The organism is Stenotrophomonas sp. STEN038, assembly GCF_056759895.1.
The window spans coordinates 14,948-32,420 of sequence record NZ_JBRRDW010000051.1 but is presented as its reverse complement, the minus strand read 5'-3'; the positions used below and the strand labels follow the sequence as shown (position 1 = coordinate 32,420).

Annotated in this window: 27 protein-coding genes and 1 pseudogene; 27 read left to right on the top strand and 1 reads right to left on the bottom strand. The window is 59.5% G+C overall.

The genetic code is table 11. The features are described from left to right. Positions 1-153: 153 nt before the first annotated feature. The 27 genes and pseudogenes from ACVOLS_RS17540 to ACVOLS_RS17410 all read left to right on the top strand — a co-directional run bounded on the left by ACVOLS_RS17540 (position 154) and on the right by ACVOLS_RS17410 (position 16,669). Positions 154-522, top strand: a complete 369-nt coding sequence (locus tag ACVOLS_RS17540) for a hypothetical protein (RefSeq protein ID WP_481546690.1) — start codon at positions 154-156, stop codon at positions 520-522. Positions 523-1,307: 785 nt separating this feature from the next. After that, complete coding sequence (locus ACVOLS_RS17535) at positions 1,308-1,829, top strand: hypothetical protein (RefSeq protein WP_481546689.1); 522 nt, start codon at positions 1,308-1,310, stop codon at positions 1,827-1,829. A 510-nt stretch (positions 1,830-2,339) separates the two neighbouring features. After that, complete coding sequence (locus ACVOLS_RS17530; protein WP_481546688.1) at positions 2,340-2,615, top strand: hypothetical protein; 276 nt, start codon at positions 2,340-2,342, stop codon at positions 2,613-2,615. Between the two features lie 68 nt (positions 2,616-2,683). Next, positions 2,684-3,253 carry an NMCC_0638 family (lipo)protein gene (locus ACVOLS_RS17525; RefSeq protein WP_481546687.1) on the top strand — a complete coding sequence of 190 codons (570 nt, stop codon included), beginning with the start codon at positions 2,684-2,686 and terminating at the stop codon, positions 3,251-3,253. Between the two features lie 26 nt (positions 3,254-3,279). Then, on the top strand, positions 3,280-3,657 hold the full coding sequence (locus ACVOLS_RS17520) for a hypothetical protein (protein ID WP_481546686.1): 378 nt from the start codon (positions 3,280-3,282) through the stop codon (positions 3,655-3,657). A 59-nt stretch (positions 3,658-3,716) separates the two neighbouring features. Then, on the top strand, positions 3,717-4,130 hold the full coding sequence (locus tag ACVOLS_RS17515; protein WP_481546685.1) for an SMI1/KNR4 family protein: 414 nt from the start codon (positions 3,717-3,719) through the stop codon (positions 4,128-4,130). 667 nt (positions 4,131-4,797) lie between these two features. Continuing rightward, positions 4,798-5,127, top strand: a complete 330-nt coding sequence (locus tag ACVOLS_RS17510) for a hypothetical protein (protein ID WP_481546684.1) — start codon at positions 4,798-4,800, stop codon at positions 5,125-5,127. Positions 5,128-5,191: 64 nt separating this feature from the next. After that, complete coding sequence (locus ACVOLS_RS17505; protein WP_481546683.1) at positions 5,192-5,563, top strand: hypothetical protein; 372 nt, start codon at positions 5,192-5,194, stop codon at positions 5,561-5,563. Further along, complete coding sequence (locus ACVOLS_RS17500; protein WP_481546682.1) at positions 5,563-5,919, top strand: DUF6794 domain-containing protein; 357 nt, start codon at positions 5,563-5,565, stop codon at positions 5,917-5,919. Before ACVOLS_RS17505 ends, ACVOLS_RS17500 begins: the two co-directional genes overlap by 1 nt. Positions 5,920-6,328: 409 nt before the next feature. Then, positions 6,329-6,787 (top strand): hypothetical protein, encoded by a 459-nt coding sequence (locus ACVOLS_RS17495; RefSeq protein WP_481546681.1) that lies wholly within the window; start codon positions 6,329-6,331, stop codon positions 6,785-6,787. A gap of 57 nt (positions 6,788-6,844) precedes the next feature. Beyond that, positions 6,845-7,117 carry a hypothetical protein gene (locus tag ACVOLS_RS17490; RefSeq protein ID WP_481546680.1) on the top strand — a complete coding sequence of 91 codons (273 nt, stop codon included), beginning with the start codon at positions 6,845-6,847 and terminating at the stop codon, positions 7,115-7,117. 57 nt (positions 7,118-7,174) lie between these two features. Continuing rightward, positions 7,175-7,663 (top strand): hypothetical protein, encoded by a 489-nt coding sequence (locus ACVOLS_RS17485; RefSeq protein WP_481546679.1) that lies wholly within the window; start codon positions 7,175-7,177, stop codon positions 7,661-7,663. 110 nt (positions 7,664-7,773) lie between these two features. Continuing rightward, the gene (locus tag ACVOLS_RS17480; protein WP_481546678.1) at positions 7,774-8,244 is read left to right on the top strand and encodes a hypothetical protein; all 471 of its coding nucleotides are present in this window, start codon (positions 7,774-7,776) and stop codon (positions 8,242-8,244) included. 130 nt (positions 8,245-8,374) lie between these two features. Continuing rightward, on the top strand, positions 8,375-9,559 hold the full coding sequence (locus ACVOLS_RS17475) for a serine hydrolase domain-containing protein (protein WP_481546677.1): 1,185 nt from the start codon (positions 8,375-8,377) through the stop codon (positions 9,557-9,559). A 174-nt stretch (positions 9,560-9,733) separates the two neighbouring features. After that, positions 9,734-10,012, top strand: coding sequence for a hypothetical protein (locus tag ACVOLS_RS17470; RefSeq protein ID WP_481546676.1), 279 nt, complete (start codon positions 9,734-9,736; stop codon positions 10,010-10,012). Positions 10,013-10,196: 184 nt separating this feature from the next. Continuing rightward, positions 10,197-11,024, top strand: a complete 828-nt coding sequence (locus ACVOLS_RS17465; RefSeq protein WP_481546675.1) for a S1 family peptidase — start codon at positions 10,197-10,199, stop codon at positions 11,022-11,024. A gap of 138 nt (positions 11,025-11,162) precedes the next feature. Then, positions 11,163-11,357: pseudogene (locus ACVOLS_RS17460) on the top strand (DUF4124 domain-containing protein); the annotation flags it as partial. Between the two features lie 18 nt (positions 11,358-11,375). After that, positions 11,376-11,561 (top strand): hypothetical protein, encoded by a 186-nt coding sequence (locus ACVOLS_RS17455; RefSeq protein ID WP_481535989.1) that lies wholly within the window; start codon positions 11,376-11,378, stop codon positions 11,559-11,561. 221 nt (positions 11,562-11,782) lie between these two features. Further along, the gene (locus ACVOLS_RS17450; protein ID WP_481546674.1) at positions 11,783-12,289 is read left to right on the top strand and encodes a hypothetical protein; all 507 of its coding nucleotides are present in this window, start codon (positions 11,783-11,785) and stop codon (positions 12,287-12,289) included. A 68-nt stretch (positions 12,290-12,357) separates the two neighbouring features. Continuing rightward, entirely contained in the window at positions 12,358-12,864 is a 507-nt protein-coding gene (locus tag ACVOLS_RS17445; protein ID WP_481546673.1) for a GNAT family N-acetyltransferase, read from the top strand. Between the two features lie 212 nt (positions 12,865-13,076). Beyond that, entirely contained in the window at positions 13,077-13,469 is a 393-nt protein-coding gene (locus tag ACVOLS_RS17440; protein ID WP_481546672.1) for a hypothetical protein, read from the top strand. A 74-nt stretch (positions 13,470-13,543) separates the two neighbouring features. Next, on the top strand, positions 13,544-13,933 hold the full coding sequence (locus ACVOLS_RS17435) for a lysozyme inhibitor LprI family protein (protein ID WP_481546671.1): 390 nt from the start codon (positions 13,544-13,546) through the stop codon (positions 13,931-13,933). 203 nt (positions 13,934-14,136) lie between these two features. Then, a complete protein-coding gene (locus ACVOLS_RS17430) occupies positions 14,137-14,406 on the top strand; it encodes a DUF2798 domain-containing protein (RefSeq protein WP_481546670.1) in 270 nt (89 codons plus the stop codon). A 122-nt stretch (positions 14,407-14,528) separates the two neighbouring features. Next, entirely contained in the window at positions 14,529-14,912 is a 384-nt protein-coding gene (locus ACVOLS_RS17425) for a YbjQ family protein (RefSeq protein ID WP_481546669.1), read from the top strand. Between the two features lie 11 nt (positions 14,913-14,923). Further along, entirely contained in the window at positions 14,924-15,442 is a 519-nt protein-coding gene (locus tag ACVOLS_RS17420; protein WP_481546668.1) for a hypothetical protein, read from the top strand. 16 nt (positions 15,443-15,458) lie between these two features. Beyond that, a complete protein-coding gene (locus ACVOLS_RS17415) occupies positions 15,459-15,791 on the top strand; it encodes a low molecular weight protein tyrosine phosphatase family protein (protein WP_481546667.1) in 333 nt (110 codons plus the stop codon). 215 nt (positions 15,792-16,006) lie between these two features. Further along, positions 16,007-16,669 carry a Pr6Pr family membrane protein gene (locus ACVOLS_RS17410; RefSeq protein WP_481546666.1) on the top strand — a complete coding sequence of 221 codons (663 nt, stop codon included), beginning with the start codon at positions 16,007-16,009 and terminating at the stop codon, positions 16,667-16,669. A gap of 33 nt (positions 16,670-16,702) precedes the next feature. Here the strand turns inward: ACVOLS_RS17410 and ACVOLS_RS17405 are convergent, their stop codons facing one another. Further along, on the bottom strand, positions 16,703-17,377 hold the full coding sequence (locus ACVOLS_RS17405; RefSeq protein ID WP_481546665.1) for a DUF2306 domain-containing protein: 675 nt from the start codon (positions 17,375-17,377) through the stop codon (positions 16,703-16,705). Positions 17,378-17,473 lie beyond the last annotated feature (96 nt).

The window sequence follows — 17,473 nt, the reverse complement described above, 5'->3', positions numbered from 1 at the left end:
TTTTACAATCCAACACGCCGCCACAGCCATCTAGGCGGGGTCAGTCCTGACGAGTTCGAGGCAGCGCATCGCCACCCTCGGTCAGGTGTCCACTAAATCCTGGGAACTCCAAACCCGCTTCGCGGGCCGGCTTAATTCCGGAGTTGGGTTGCAATGACAGATTGGTCGTCTCTGCTATTAGCTTCATCCATCTACGCCTTGGGTTTCCTTGGGCTATTCGGCGTTTCGCTGCTTCCCCTCCGGGCCTTAAGCGCATTGCGGCGTAACGCATTTCTCTGGCACTCGTCCGTCCTCGGCAAGACTTCTCTCATTCTGGTGGGCTTTGCGGCCATTGCTGCCATAGCTATTGGCGTTCCTCAGATTGCTGGAGTATTCCATTGCCTCACCGAGATGCATTGCGGCGCTAATCGCGCCAGCGGCTGGCTCTTCCTTGCCGTCTTTGGAGCCTGCTATCTTGCATTTGAGCTGGTCTCCACCGTTGTTCTGGCGGTTGCACGCAAGGTTGGTAGCATTGCAACCTAACAATTCATTCAAGCCGACGCTGCTTCGCGGCGCAGCTTATTTCCAGAGTTAGGAGCCATGACTAGGATTGTCGGAGCCGCACTTCTACTATTACCAAGCCTCGCGCTTGGGCAAAACTGCTCGTGCAACCCTGTCGAGTCCAAAGCCCAATGGACTAGGGGACTGTTCCAGGGATCTACATACGTTTTCTATGGTCGTGTCGACTCTGTTGCAACGCCATTTCTTGGCTCCAACGAGACTCGGGACCAACCCACTGTTACACCCCTTCACCATTTCAAGGGCACCTTCCCCGGCGGCGAGCTTCGCGGAGCAGACTGCGGGTCAGCTGTGCTCCCAGAGGAGACGGCGGTCTTCTTCGTTGACGGTTACAACCGCATCAAGTCATGCTCAATCGGAGTTAGCGGCATCACCCCCCAGGAAATTCATTCCGGTGTCATCCAGCTCTCCCGGCATGGCACCTAACAATTCATTCAAGCCGAACCCACTTCGCAGGTAGGCTTAATTCCAGAGTTAGGCGGCGGTGCGCTGGGTTGGCTGGCCCTTCTTCTTTCGGCAGCAACAACGGTAAGTCACTGGTCGGCTCCGGGTAACAGTTCCAACTGTTTCTGGCAGCGGCAAGCCCACCACTTCGCCTTACGTTTCACTGCTCCACCGCAATCATTTCATCGAACTTCGGCGACAAAGCTCGGCAGGGTTTCCCGGGCAAGCTCCATCCCGCGAGCTGTGGCATGATCGGTCCGCGTTAGGTTGCACAAGCAAGGCAGCACTGGCCCGGGGAGCGGTAAGTGGCCACAGCCGCCGAACAGTTCATTCAAGCCGACGCCGCTGCGCGGGTCGGCTTAATTCCAGAGCCAGGGGGTATGAAAGTGTCAAAGAGTCGTACCGCACTACTCCGTGAGATCTTCTCGCAAGGGTTCCGCACCCCGGACTGGCGGCACAAAGAGCCGCTGCCCGTCGTTCCAGCAGAAATTTTCTTCTCCGACAACGACGATGAAGAGAGCATTGCCGTTAACCTAGAGGATCATCCTGGCGTTGTCTTCTTCAAAAGCAAACTTGAGGAGATTGCGGCAAAGCCCGAGGTCGCCGCGGTACTCGTCAACATATATGACCTAGACCCGGTTATTTGTGGTGGCTGGCCATACGCGGAGAACGTTCACCTACTTACCTCAGCTCCAGAGGAGGTGGTTCGATCGTGGGCTGCGGAGTTGCGTGCTGATGGCGCTGCGCCAGGCTGGCCATACGGTGAGCCACGGAAGTTTCCACAAGCAGCTGAGGGGCAGAACTGGTGGTGGCTGTCTTGGGACTAGCCCCCTAACAGTTCGTTCAAGCCGACGCCGCTTCGCGGCGCGGCTTAATTCCGGAGTGAGGGGACATTTGAAACTCATGCGACTGCCGTTAATTTCCGTCGTCTGCACGATGCTCTGTGGCTGCGTCTCTTTCGGACCGGCTGACGGACATCTATACGTAACCGGCTCCGCACCGTTCGATTCAAACTGCTCCCTATCCGTCCGAGCTACCGATTCCAGCGGCACCCCTGTGCAGCACGCGGTCTCAGGCAGCTTCCGTGAGAGCTTCTATATTGGCCCTTCGCGCAAAGGCCACATTGCCTATTTACGGTGTGGCGACACTGTTGTAGCCAAACGTAGCTTCAAGTACGGCCAAGATGTGCGTATCGGCGGGGAGCTTGCCATTGGTGGCGGTGCCCCCTAACAATTCATTCAAGCCGACTGCCACTTCGTGGCAGCGGCTTAACTCAGAGCGTTAGGCATCGTATACACGTCCCCGCCAGACAACAGACCAAATCACCGCCAGCCCATATGACCCATTTGTATCGCTACATACCAATTTGGCGTCGCGTACAAGGCGGCGCAGTTCTCTATCGCGTCTTTGAAGTTATCGGCATTGGATTCACTGTTCAAAGCAAAGACTTCTTCCACGCAGGCGCACCAGTTGGCGCCGCGGCATCACTGGAAGCACAGTTCTTGGAACTGTTAATTGAGCAAGATCCGCATCACCGGTTCGGGACTGCACCAACGATTGAGGCGGCGGTTTTGGCGTTCGACCAGTACTTCGAGTCTACGGCCGATGCCTAACAGTTCATTCAAGCCGAACTCGCTTCGCGAGTCAGCTTAATTCCAGAGTTAGCCTTCCGAGAAAGTTCATGCGCAAGCTCCTCACTACAGCGGCACTTCTTCCGGTTCTAGCAACGGCATCGCCGCCGCCGGATAGCATCAATGACCTTTTCGCCGGAACCTGCATGAAGCACTTCTACTCACAGGACGATCTGCGAAAAGCTATGGCTGACATGCGCGCTCCGGAGGCTCCCCCTGAGAAGGCAGAATTCTTTCTTGGCGGTAAGCCTGGCAAAGCGTGGTTTGTGTTGGCGCCGTCCACGGCATATGTGGTCGCACTCCGCGAAGACACTCTTTGCGCTGTGTTCGCACAGCGTGCCGACTCCAATCGCGTTCAGCATGGCTTCGCGGCGCTGGTGGGCAAGGCCCCGGAGCCGCTTATGTCTACGGCGCAGAGTCCTGCCGGGCTAGGTCCAAACGATGCACGCACTCATACCGTCACATACGCGTGGTCGCGGCCCCAAGACAAAGATGAGCTGCTCTTTGTCCTCACTACTTCTGACAGTGACGAAGCTACGGCTCAAGCCATGATTTCAATGGCACTAGTCGGTAAGACTAACAGTTCGTTCAAGCCGACGCCGCTTCGCGGCACGCCTTAACTCAGGCATTAGGCGCCGGAGGAGATATGTCTGCACTCTTGCAATGGAGCTTGGCAGTCCTCGCGGTAATCGGCGCGTTTCTCGTCGCGGGCGTCTCTGGGGCACTCGCCACTGAGATGCTGGGCTTCTGGCACCTCCCTGGCGCTGGCTTCCTGGCAGCTCTCGCTGTTGTCGTAACCGCCTACCTTGCCGCACCGAGACGGAGGACTCTCTTCTCCTGCGCCGCCTTCCTGATTGGCGCCATTGCCGCATGGATACTGCTTGAGCCCTCCTCATATCCGGACTCACAGCGCTACGGAGAGCTTGCATACCAGCCCACTCACCTGCCTGTTGTCGCCACCTGCATAGGTGGCATCATTGGGCTGGCAATCATTGGCATCCTGAGGCTTCGGCCCCGTGCCTGACAATTCATTCAAGCCGACGCCGCTACGCGACGCGGCCTAACTCCGAAGTCAGAGCCAAAATGAAGCTTCCGGCGCCCGACCAAGAAGAGATCACCGACCTGGAGAAGACGGTTGGCTTGCCGCTGCCAGCGGCCCTCATTGAACTCTATGCCTGCCGCGGCAACGGAGGCTTTGGGCCCCACTATGGCCTATTGGGCCTCGGATCGGGGCACGTGACAGACCAGGGCGATACGGCACTTAGCCTCTACCGTCTCTTCAGCGAGCCAGACCCGGACGAGCCCGGCTGGGCGTGGCCCAAGCACCTGCTACCCATCCTTCATGTTGGCTGCGCCATCTATTACTGCATAGACTTGGCAACACCAGGCAATCCCGTGGTCCAGTTCGATCCCACTGGTTGCGGCCCCAGTGAGAGCTGGGACAGCGCATTCTCGATGATCTCTCCCGAGCTGGAGCCTTGGCTAAGTGGGCTCTAACAATTCATTCAAGCCGACGCCGCTTGGCGGCGCAGCTTACTCCAGAACTAGGCCGGGGAAGATAGATGGGCAGCACACATAGATTCATTGCAGACCCCGCCGATCTGTCTGAAGTGCTTGCTTGGTTCCGGTCTCTGCCACAAGCACCAACGGAGACACAATCAGACCGAGGAACAGTCTTGTACTTTCCTGCGTATGGTCCGCTCTCCTTCCGAGTAGACGGTAGCATCGACCCAAACACCTCCCCAGTCGTCACAGTATTCCTTCCCCGCGTCAGGCGTGGCCAGCTTTGGACGGTCGGTGAAGTGCACTTTCTCGCCACACCGCTTCGGCAGAAATTCCCCGCTTTGCACAAGCTGAGCTTGTCATTGGGCAAGTGGCTGTCTCAACTTGATTGCGTGTATTCCAACAAGCAGCGGGACAATTCGTTCGACTACTATCTGGAGGGCTCTGTGCGCAACTACGACCCGCCAGTCTTTGCCTTTGAGTCCGGTCTGCGTGCACTCAAGGCCGGTCGCTACTTCGTAGCTGACGACGATACGGAGCAAAGACTTGATTCGCTGTGCAACGTACTTCGGCTACGGGGCGTTGACTGCGCCGTGGCCTGACAATTCATTCAAGCCGATGCCGCTTCCCGGCCCGGCTTAACTCCAGCGGAGGGCCGAAGATGCAGATATTCGAGTGGCGCAAGGCGCGATGGTATCGATACTTGGTAGTTGTTGCTACGGTTATTGCGATAGCCATCCTGGCCTCCCATCCAGAGTTGCGACTGTTGCTTCCACTCGTCGATGCCTTTGGATTAGATCTCTTTGCTTGCTTGATCGGCTCACAGGTTTTCGCCTTCGTGCAGCCGCTGGCGTCAGCGTTCCATCGGGCGGTTCTTGAGCCAGCACTCCACGGAGCGTTCTCGCTGGCCATGTTTCTACTAGGCGTATCAGGTCCTTATCCAGAGGCGCAGGTGATGATGCCAAGGCCGCTTTGCAGATTTGGGGCCTGACAGTACATTCAAGCCGAACCCGCTGCGTGGGCAGGGTTGATTCCGGCAGGCAGGAGGCGGAGTTATGGGACCACAAGAGATTCTCGCAGTTGCTGCAACGCTGGGGCTGCTGATCGTGCTGTCAGGCTGCTGGATCATGATGCGAGCTCTTCGCACCAAGTCCAGTCGGCTGCTCTTCACTTCCGTGGTTGCCCTCATCTTGTGGGCCTTCCTCTCTGACACGGTCTACAGAGCGGTCTTCTACTATTCCGATCTCTCCGAACCGAAGCCTTGGCAAAACTGGTTTTACCTGTCGTTGGAGATAGTGGTACCGGCACTCCTGATCCTCTGCGCATCCACCTGCTTCTGGTTGGTGGCTCGGTCGCTGCCCCGGCACCACAATTCAACCAAACCAACGTCGCTTCGCGACACCGCTGAACTCCAGAGTGAACCTTGATGAAGAAGCTCTTCAGCGCATTCCTGTTTTTGCTGACTCTCTGCGGCGCTTCGTTCGCTCAAGGGAAGGAAGAGGAACTACTTGGACCCGACAAATGGCCGACTACCGTGAGCGCGACTGTCGCCGACCTCCTTTCCACGCTCTCCGCAGCGGACAAGCAAGCCATTCGCAATACAAGCAAGGACGACCTTGTTCGATATCACCGAGGCTGGGGTACAGGCATCAGGAATCAATACGGGCTCTGGCGCGGGAATCAAGCGCTCATCGAGGATGCATGCCATAAGCCATGCCACCCGGATACCGCATCAAACAGAATTATTGAGGCTGTTTGGCAGGCCCTTCAGGATGAGGGCTGACCGTTCATTCAAGGCGACGCCGCCACGCGACTCGGTTGGACTCCGGAGTTGAACCAACGTGAAAGCCCGCGCGCGTCGAGGAGATGGAACACTGATCGCAATTGGCACGGCCGTCTGCGTCGTCGGGCTATGGCTTTGGTGGTTCGCCAGCCCTTCGCCCCACCGCTACATCGAGCTGGTTGTTGCCCTGCCAACGACATGCATCGGCCTTATGATCATTGGCGCCACCATCGCCAGCAGTCATCGTCCAGCTGGAGGATTCTGGTTCTGGCTGGGGCTCTGTACATTGGCTCTTGCCGCGCTTCCGCTTCTTGGGCTTATTGCCCTCCTTGTAATCGGGACCGTCGCCTGACAATTGATTCAAGCCGACGCCACTGAACGAATCGGCATAACTCGGAAGCTGGGTGTCATGTTCAAATGGCTTAGGCAACTCTGGGAAGGTCCTGTTGTAGCGACTGCGGCCCACCCGTTATTCGGCACCATGGAGCTCACCAGGATTCGTGGGGAAGAATCATGGGGTGCGGATTCCGTTCCTTTTGCAGATCGGACGATTTCCGTCTACGTCAACACAGTCAACTCGAAAGCCCCTTCGAAGAAGCAGATTTCGTTCTTTCAGAGAGCAATCAACGACGAGACTGCCTTGTTCCAGCAGTCGGCATCCGTGCTGGTCCCGACATATGAGCGGATCTACGGACCGCTTGCGGGCTCGTGGGACGACACATTCGAGTTCGTCGGCATTGGGATACCGCTTGATGCCGATCCAAACAACCCATGGCTGCTTCAATTTGAAACAGTTGGCGGTCGATACGCCCTCTTTACCATCCACTTCAAAGATGGCGTAGCTGAGCGCTACGATCATGACACCTGACAATGTGTCCGAGCGGGGCTCGCTTTGCGGGCCGGCTCAATTCCGGAGCAAGTCGTTATGTGGCAACGCCGGCAGCTTAGACAAACCATCATCAGCACCGGCTGCGTGGGCGCCCTATTTGGCATCCTGCCCGTCCTTGCGCTGCTGGTATCCAGCGTGGAGCACCAGCACCTTCCAAGCCATTCCCGGCCACTCATGGCCCAAGCGTTTGATCTCGGTCTTCTGTTTGCAGGCAGCATCCTGTTCTGCATCATCACGTTTGGCCTGGTTCCAATGGCTGTGCAGTATTGCTTTATCTGGATGGTGCGCCGCTGGACGGGACGCGCTTGACAGTTCATTCGAGCCGGCGCCGATATGTAGCGAGGTTTGACTCCAACGTGAGCCACCATGAAATACACGACAACGTTCTTAATCGCTCTTGCTCTATCTGGTCCCGCAGCTTTCGCTGCGAATGGCCCTTCGGCCCACGCGCTACTCGAACGCATCGCCAGAGAGGGGGGGCACAAGGTCCTCTGGGATCTTTGGGAAAATGAGCGGGATTTTGACCGGGTCATATCCGGTATCGAGTCCGGTGATCCGTCGTGGCTCAAGGTTGCGGTTGGCCTCAAGCCATTCTCGGATGCAGGCGCATCCCTATCAATCAAGTACGCAGTAGCCCTTGCGCTACCCAGGGCGCCAGATCAGGTCTTGCCCTTGACCAGGCAAGGGTTCAATGTCGCGGACATATGTACATCGCCTTTCATTGAGCCAGATCCAGGAGTCGCGGAGGCATATGAGCGACAAACCCTGGCGGCGCTTGCCGGGGTCAGCGACCCGGCGCTCAAGTCACTGGCGGCGGAATGCGCCATGCAGGTCCGTCTTCCGGATGGCACCTGACAATTCGTTCAAGCCGGCCTCACTGTGCGGCACCGCTCAGCCCAAGGTATCGGATGACAGCAACAGCTACACATCGAAAAGCTACCTGCTCACCTCGCAAGCGGTTCTGGGTGGCCAGCCTTTCAGCGCCCTTGCCTGCGCTTGCCGCTGCGTTCCTGGCACCCATCGCGGCTATTCCGCTGCTTGTTGCATGTTGGTTATTGGCGTTGCACTGGGTTCTGGTAGCCCATTCGCCATCCGGCCGGATCGCTGACATACCCATCGCCCGGCTGGTTCTGGTTGCCGTCGGCCTGACGACTGGCATCGCCATTTCCGCGGCAATTGCCGCCGCCATTTCAGCCCCCCTGTTCCTGCATGGAAGATACCAGCACCGAGCTGGCACCCAACAGCTCGTCACCGCCGAAATCGACTCGCGATGGGTTTCGGTAACCACGAGCCATTCCATTTCTGCGAAAGTCGCCGTCCCCTGGAATGGGTTCGCGTGGGGATATCTGACTGCATCTGCAGCGCAGGGAAGTCACCACCTTCCCGATGCACTGAAGGACTCGGCCTGGAAAATTCAAGGACTCGTTCTTCGCTGATCCGCCCCTTCGCTACTTCCAGTGGTCCCACAAGCGCCGTCCCAATTCAAGTGCTGGAACCACTACGGCGATGCGATAGGTAATCGGCTACCTTATGAGCCCTTCCCTATCCCACTTCAAGCGCCGACGCATGCAAGCGACTTCGATGACTCTTCGAAACAGGTGCTTCTGCTTCTTCGTACTGTCAGCTGCACTCCTTGGTGCGGGCTGCAAGGGCGAGCCAGCTGCTACGAAGGATCTGGAGACAGACATCGAAGAAATCGCTGCAACGCTGATCGAGCAGCCTTTGCTGCACTCGATCTCAATTGCAGTCGTGTACCGGGGGAAGGAGTTCACTCGTCACCGCGGTGACATGGTTGCGGGCACCCCGGGACTTCCGAGCGATGCGACGCTCTACGAAATCGGCTCATTGAGCAAGACGCTGGCAGGCACGCTGGCAGCGAAAGCCGTCCTGGAGCGCAGGATCGGCCTGGATGACGATATCCGGGCATATCTGCAAGGCGACTACCCCAATCTGCAGTACAAGGGCGAGCCGATCCGCATCCGCCATCTGCTGTCGCATACCAGTGGCCTGCCGAACATGCTGCCAGAACGCGCCAACACCGTGCTGGCAGACTTCACCGATCGGCGCACGCCCGCTGAGCTCAATGCCATCTATGCTGGCTATGGCAGGACTGAGTTCTTCAGGGACCTGCATGGTGTCGAGATTGGCCGGGAGCCGGGAAAGGATTACGCGTATTCCAGTACCGGGACCGAACTGGTGGCGCATATCCTGGAAGTCGTCTACAAGAACGACTACGAGTCGCTGCTGCGCGGGTTCCTGCAGGATTCCGCAGCGATGACTGGTGTCACAATCCACCTCGCCGATGCGGACACCAGCCGGCTTGCGGTCGGCTACCACAGTGACAATCCAGTGCCGACCAGCCCGATGCCGCAGCTGCCCTGGGGTGCATCCGGAAACGTGAAGGCAACGGTTCCGGAGATGGTGAAATACCTGAGATTCCAACTCGCCAATGGACCGGTCGTGGAGGAATCCCATCGCACGCTGGTGAACTTCGATCGCGAATTCGGCATCGGCTATTTCTGGAACATCATCAGCGGCGACCGCTTGAAGGGCACTTACCATGCCCATCATGGTGGTGTGCCCCGTTCGCAATGCTATATCTACATCATCCCGAAGTATGACCTTGGCATCTTCGTCATCACCAACCAGAGTGGCGACCAGACCGCACGTGCCATGGAGACGGCGATCGATACGCTGGTTGAGAGAATCGCAGTGCGGGAAAGGACTGCCGGTAACCACGCGTCTCGATAGAGTCAAAGCATCCGGGCGCCTTTCTTTTACGGAAACGAGAATACTCGACAGCGTCGCTTCACTGTCCGCACGATCCGAACGGAAAGCTCAGTCGTTTCACTGCGCCTCCCGGCCCTGACAGACAGGAATGTCGCGATCCCCGAAGCGTTGAAAACCTGCAAGGAGTGTAAAAGCATGGACAACGATATCTCCGCTGCAAAGGAAGCCGAAAGAAACAGGCTGATCGCCCGCATGCGACGAAAAGCCAACTCCATCCTGTACATCGGCATCGGCACTGGCCTCATCATCGTTGGATCAGTACTGACCGGGCATCCCATTCCTCCAGCTATCCTGATTCTGGTGCTCCTGGCGCTGGCTGCATTTCTGATTTTCCAGATGGCAACGGCGTATTCGCTTGGCAAGGCTGCACGACGCCTGCACCAGCAATCCGCAACCAATGATTCCGAGGAATAGTCCGCTGCGACGACGCCATGCTCAACCGATGCCCGGATGGCACATATCCCAGCTGGCTACTCATTGGGAGTCGCCACGTCGCCGTCGCTTCTTGTAGCGACGGCAACGACGTATCGATGGGCACACAATGTCCCGCTGGTCTCTCTTGCCGAAGCAATCTACAGTCACCGAGCCTGATCCAAAGATGAAGCGATTCCTGCTGATAGCACTACTGCTGGCTGGGTCCTTGCCCGCTGCAGCCATCGTCATCCGCCACGATGTTGATGACGCCGCCTATCGGGTGTCCAGCAGCGAGTTTCCTGCGCTGGTCGACATGCCTGGCGAGGGACATGGCAGCCTGATTGCTCCGCAGTGGGCGGTCACGGCAGCACATACCCTGCCCCAGCACGCCGAACTCAGGCAGGTGATGATCAACGGGCTGCCACGCGAGGTGGAGCGCGTCATCATCCACCCGGGTTACAGAACGCTGCCGCAGACGCTGATCGACCAGGCCACGGCCAGTGGTGAGGCGATGTTGATCGTGGTGTTCCTCGCCTCATCGGATGACATCGCCTTGATCAAGCTGAGCCAGCCCGTTACCGATGTCGTTCCGGTAGCTGCCTACAAGCGCGACGATGAGGCTGGGCAGATCATCAAGCTGATCGGCAAAGGGGCTACCGGCACCGGTGACATCGGCCACGACCCCAGTGGCCCCAACCGCACCGAACTGCGCCGCGCCTTCAACAAAGCAAGCAGCGCGTATGACCGTTGGCTCTGCTACGTCTTCGACGCCCCACCTTCGGCCTTGCCACTGGAAGGCGTGCTCGGAAACGGGGACAGCGGCGGCCCTGCATTGATACAGAGCGCTGATCAGTGGTTGCTCGCCGGGTTGGGCTCCTGGAAGGTTGTGCAGGGCAACGTACTAACCGCACGGCCCGGACGCTATGGCCAGGTCGCCTGCAATGTCCGCATCAGCCATTACGCGGATTGGATCGACGGTGTCATCTTGGAGCAGACCCAGGACGCGACGTGAAACTACTCATGGCGCGAAACCTTGCATCTAGGTCCGGGCATTGGAAGATTCCGCAAATCTGCAGCCGGCTTTGCGGAAACGCGCAGCGGTTCCGGATTCGCTGATAGCGACCGGACATAATCGGCGCCCTTCCTATTCATGATTCGTCACGGAGCTTCAATGACAAAAGTTTGTCTCTCCCTGTTCGCCTCCGTCGCTCTTCTCTTCTGCATCCCGGCAGCGCAGGCGCAGCCCGTGTACAAATGCACCGGTCCGAAGGGCGAAACAAGCTACCAGTCCATCCCCTGCCGCGAAGGCGAAACCTCATTGCGCCGGTATGCGTCTCCCTCCCCGTCCAACCCGACCCAGTCCATGACCGCCGCCCCTGCCAGGCCGGGCCAACGGCGCGTGCAGGTTCGCTATACGACAACCGCCGGCAACGAGAACTGCGATGGCGCCAAGGCCATGCGCACGGCAGCGCTGGGCGCGGCAGGAGCACAGGCCACGGCCGATATGCGGACCAGCCTGGACCAGCAGGTCAACGCCGCCTGCAGATAAGCGCAGCGGTGGGGCGTGCGCCAACGGCAGCGTCGGATGGCACAGGCGACCGCGGATGACTGCGCAACTGATGCGCTGAGCAAGCCTGATTGCCACCAGAATTGATTGAACCTATACGCAATACGTTCAATCATCATCTGGCTTACCTCGGTACCGGGTCAGCCGGGGCGCCTGGCTGATCGGGCGCGAGCAGCCCGTTGTCCATCGAGGGAATCCATGCGATGCGATTCTTCAGCCAGACGCTCCTGCTCGCCCTGCTCCTGCTCCCGCCGCTGGGCGCGGCCGCCCAGGGCCACGGCAGCTTGAAGGTGGACAGCTCACAGGTTGTCGGCCTGACCGCACTGCTGGAAGCGCAGCCGCGCCACCCGGAGGCGACCAGCATCCGCGCCCTGCTGCTTGAATGGGAGGACAGCACCAAGGACGCGGTGGATTATGTCTGCCCGGAGGTGCTGGCGCCGGTGCCCGCCGCGGGTACTCCCAATGGTCCGGAGCTGATGGCGCAGTTCATCTTCGGCAGCGCGGCCTACCAGGTCGCCAACCCATCACAGAAGGGTGCACTGCAGCCTTCGCAGCTCGCCGGCATGCGCAGCATGCTCAAGGCCTACAAGGCATTGCTGGCCAGCGATCCTGCCGCGCGCATCGAGCGCTTTGATGCGCTGGCGTTGATGGATGCCCAAGGTACGCTTCCAGCTTACCTTGAGCCCATTGTCACGCTTGGTTGCAAGTGACCGATGTCGTACAGCCCAACCGATATGCTTCCGTATCCAAGCCTCCCATGCAGACGCCCCCTGATCCCATGAACATCCAGCTCCGACCGGAAACGCCCGCCGACATCGCATCCATCGACGCGGTGACAGTCGCCGCCTTTCTGGAAGCACCGCATACCGATCACACCGAACAGTTCATCGTGGCCGCATTGCGCCGCTCCGGCCAGCTCACCGTTTCCCTGGTAGCGGAACAATCGGGCGCCATCGTTGGCCACGTTGCGGCATCGCCGGTGACCATCGCCGGTGCAGACATTGGTTGGTACGGGCTTGGACCGGTATCGGTCCTGCCCCACTTGCAGGGAAAGGGCATAGGTACCCAGCTGATCGACGCAGCGCTCGAGCAACTGCGTGTGCTTGGTGCAGGTGGCTGCGTGGTGCTTGGCGATCCGGGCTACTACGAGCGGTTTGGATTCAAGGCCACTGATGCGCTTACCTTGCCGGGCGTCCCCGCCGAGTACTTCCAGGCGCTTTCGTTCGGTATGCGCATGCCGCAGGGAGCGGTTGCCTATCACGCATCGTTCTCGGCGCAGGAATAGCGATGTTGCGCACGCCTGCGCGCAGCATTTGCGAGCGCCGGATTCGCACACAGCCAGCATCGCGCACGTTTTCCTGCATGGCTATCGCAGGCAATTCCAGACTCCAGACGCTTGCTAGCAATGACATTCATAGGCAGAGTTGCGCACGTCCAACACCCCGATCAGCAACGAACCGACTGATCCGCCATCCATGCACTAGAAGGGAGCCCCGGATGCGACACACCACTGCCCATCGCACTAACCACAACATTTTTCTGCCGGAAGCATTGCGCCGTGGCCGCCTCGCATTGCTGGCCCTGTTGTTCACCCTTGTGCTTGCCGCCTGTGGCAAGCCGGTTCCGGCGGACAAGCAGGCTTATGTCGGCACGTGGGAGTCGACCACCACCTCGCTGCTCATCGATGCCAGCGGGCGCGTCATCTACAAGCACCAACCCAGCCCGTCGGTGAGCAAATCACTGGATGCACCCATCAAGGCCTATGAAGGCAATGACTTCATCGCAGGAGTCGGCCCGTTGACCACGCGTTTCGTGGTCTCCGTGCCGCCGCATCAAGTGAATGGAAACTGGAAGATGACGGTCGATGGGCAAGAGCTCACTCGGCGCTGAACCGATTGCCGCTTGAAAATTCGCCAAGTCGATCACCACGGCAGCTGCGGCTGCCACAGCACAGGCACTGCACGATGCGACCCAATGTAGTTTCCCTGTTGTTGTTTGCAGGCTTGGCATCGCCCGCTGCCGCCACACCGCTGGACCACCAGCAGGCCTATAACGACTGCCTGGCCAAGGCCGGTGACATCAACAACGGCACGGTGGAGGCTTGTTCGTCTGTGACCTCGGAGCATGCCAAGGCGGAGATGACACGCCTCTACCGTGCCTTCTACAGCAAATTGCTTGCAGAGAACGCGAACGACGCAGCAAGGCTCGAGCGCGCCCAGAAGGGCTGGCTGGTGTACCGGGACCTGCACTGCGAACTCGCGGGCTCCTATGTTGGCTCGCCGATGTATTCGTTCTGTCCAATGCAGCTCAACATTGACCGGGTCATTGAACTGCGCGAGCTGGTCGGGCAATGAAACGCATTGCTTTGCCGGCGGCAACATTGAAGCGCTTGCCAGAAGCATGACCAGCTCCTAAGATCTGCGCGTCCTCGCGGCTCTACGCGATGGCCGTAAGCGTTTACGTCAACCAACGCGCCCACCAACTCCGGCATTGCCGGGGCTGTTCATCCATCCATGGGTGATAGGCGCCATTGCTTGACCGGATCCAGGAGATCACCGTGAACGCTATAGACAAAACCACCATCGTATTTGGCATTCCCAAGCTGCCCTTGCGCTACGGCGCGTTGGTCATGCCCTTGCTGCTGTCCATCCTGATGACCTGCGTCGTCTCCCTGATCAGCACACTGAAGAGCATCGGCATGTCGCCGCTGCTCGGCTCCAAGTGGCTCGCTGCCTGGGGTGTCTCGTGGCTGGTCGCCTTCCCAATCCTGCTGTTGTTGTTGCCAGTGGTACGCAAGGCGACGGCGGCGTTGGTGCGGTCAGCCTGACATTCCGAACTTCCGGCCCGCCTTGCGGGCCGGTTCCCCTCTGTCCTGCTCGGGAAGCCATGGTGCCGGCCACTGCAATGCACGCATACTCGAATCCCTGAGGCACCTTGCCGGCTCCTACCATGACCGACCCTTACAACACCTCCACCAACCGTGCGGTACCTACCCTGCTCACCGACGCGATGATCACCACTGCCCTGGAACTGCCGGGCTACCGTGCCGTACGCAACCTCGGCCTGGTACGCGGCATCACCGTGCGTTCGCGCTCCATCGTTGGCAATTTCCTGGGCGGGTTGCAGACCATCTTCGGCGGCAACATCACCATCTACACGGAGCTGTGCGAACAGGCCCGCGATGAAACCTACCGCGACATGGTCACCCATGCCCGCCAGCTTGGCGCCAATGCAATCATTGGTGTGCGCTACGACGCCACCGAGCTGATGACCGGACTCACCGAAGTGCTCTGCTATGGAACTGCGGTGGTGGTGGAAACGGATACCCGCTGATCGCGACTCCCGTGTTTCGCGAGCGGCCTCCGTCGAACCTGCAGCAGTTCCACCCAAGCTCAGCTGGAAGCAACCTGCGGCGTGATCCGCACTCCATCACGAAGGATCGCATGCGAACGAAATTGCTGGCCCAGCTCATCGGCTTTCTAGTGATTGTGCCGAGCACCTTGACGGCACTGTTCTACAGCGCATTGGGCGCGATGTTCGCGGCGGAGTCGATACAACGCCAGGAGCATCTTGGCAGTGCTGCGCTGGTGTTGACCTGCCTGACTGGCGGCTGGCTCGGCATCATCGCCTTGTGGCGTGCCTATTTCGTGCTTGGCACTGGCCAGCGCACCTTCAACACCACATTTATCTGGATCGGTTTCGGCTGTGGCAGCCTGGTTTCATTGACACTGATCGGAATGGTGAACGGTTCGCTGCTTTTCCGGGGACTGTTCTTTGGTTGGCCGCTGCTGGCGGTTGCCGTGTTCACTGCAATGCTCCTACGCTGCGGCACTCCGGCCGCCCCCCCTGCACCCTCCGCCTGACCTCGCTGGAGTCGTCATGCCGCGCAACGTCCTTTTCATCTGCACCCAGAACCGTCTGCGCAGTCCTACCGGAGAGCAGGTCTTCGCCAACTGGCCGGGTATCGAAACGCAGTCGGCCGGGCTGGGAAATGATGCCAGTACGCCGGTGTCACCGGAGCTGTTGGCTTGGGCGGATCTGATCTTTGTGATGGAGAAAGCCCACCGCAACAAGTTGTCGAAGAAGTTCCGCGCCAACCTGGATGGCAAGCGGGTAATCTGCCTCGACATTCCGGATGACTACGACTACATGGACCCGATACTGGTGCAGTTGCTCAAGCACAAGGTGACGCGGTTCCTGCCGGTGGGATGAGTGGCACTACGGCTTGGCCAGGAAGGAGCATCCGCTTCGGAGCTTTCCTCGCCCCGGCGGCAGTGATGCTTGCGTCGCCCTTTCCCCAACCCCTCTCGCGTGCAGGGAGAGGGGCTTTCAGTAGCTGCGGACTGCCGAGCCAGCTTGCTTGCGGGCTGAATGCACGTACTGCGCTACTCTGCCTGCCTGGGCAGTTGAACTCCTTCGGAGAGCAGATGCGGATCAAGCCTCACCCGCTCGACAGAGCGTTGCTGGCAGCGCTGGCGATCGTCGCATGGTCGGCGCTGCTGCTGCAGCTCTACCTGTCCATCGAACTGGCGTTTTCCAATGGTCGTGGCGTCCTCCACGGAACGCTCGCCTTCCTCGCCTATTTCACGGTGCTTACCAATCTGTTCGTCGCGCTTGCAGCCAGCTTGCCGCTTGTCGCTGGGGCAACAGGTCCAGGCCGGTTCTTCGCCAAACCTGAGGTACTGGGTTGTGCGATCACCTCGATTGTCATGGTTGGTGCTGGCTACCACGTGCTGCTGCGCAATGCCTGGAGTCCGCAGGGCTTGCAGCTGCTTGCCGATTACCTGTTGCACTACGTGGTGCCGCTCTGCGCGCTTGCCTATTGGGTGGTGTTTGCACCCAGAATCCGAATTGGCGCGCTCGCGCCACTGGCATGGTGCATCTATCCGGTCGCCTACTTCATCTACGCGTTGATCCGCGGCGAACTGAGTGGCATGTATCCGTACTACTTCATCGATGTCGCCAAGATTGGATTTGCCAAGGTTCTGGCCAACTCGGCGGCGATGCTGGTGGCCTTCCTGCTGGTTGGCATGGCGGTGCGCTTCATTCCGATACTACGTGGCGCTGCCCGCTCACCCGCTGAGCGTTGAATCGCCCGTCAGTCCAACCGGCAGCGGGAAGCATCACCCCGCCGGAGATGCTATCGACGGTGCTCTTCCCCGCCACCTCTTCCATGCACTCGGAAGTACGCCATGCAGCAGCAGGGGCACCACCCAGCTGCTCCATAACAGCAGCGCGATGGCGTCCGGGCTGGGCGCATGCCCGCTCGCTATCCACGCCGGCAACAACAGCCGGAACACCACCGGTGCCAGCGTGACCAGATAGGCCCGCGTCATCCAGCGGCGATGCCGTGCCACCTTGCCACGGCGGATACTGATCATCGCCACCAAGGCCGTCAGCAGCCAGGCCAGCGCGGTGCCCGCGAACGCGGTGGTGATCGAAGCAGGTGCCGGCGAGGTGGCGATCAAGCCCACCGCTGCCGCACAGGCCAGCAACATGCCGCTGATGTAGCTGCGCCCAACCCAGCGATGCAGGCGCGGCCAGGCACGCGGCCAGCGGGTGAGGAACTGCAGTGGGCCGAGCACGATGCCCAGCACCCCACCGGCTATGTGCAGCCACAACCAGCCGCGCCGCGACCAGTACATGGTGTAGTGCTCGGGGTCCAGGTGCCGGTATTGGCCATGGACGGCGAGCAGAAAATGCAGGCTCAGTGCCGCCAGTGCAAGCCAGAGCAATGCCCAGGCCAAACGTTGCAGGGGACCACGACGTTCAACATCTGCATGAAGCGCGTTGGACATCTTCACCTCGGCTCGCGGGCGTCGGCCAAAGCATACAAGGACCCGTCAGCGTGCTGCAGGTGGCCCAGCAAGCGGTTCGATTCCAGCCGGGTGATA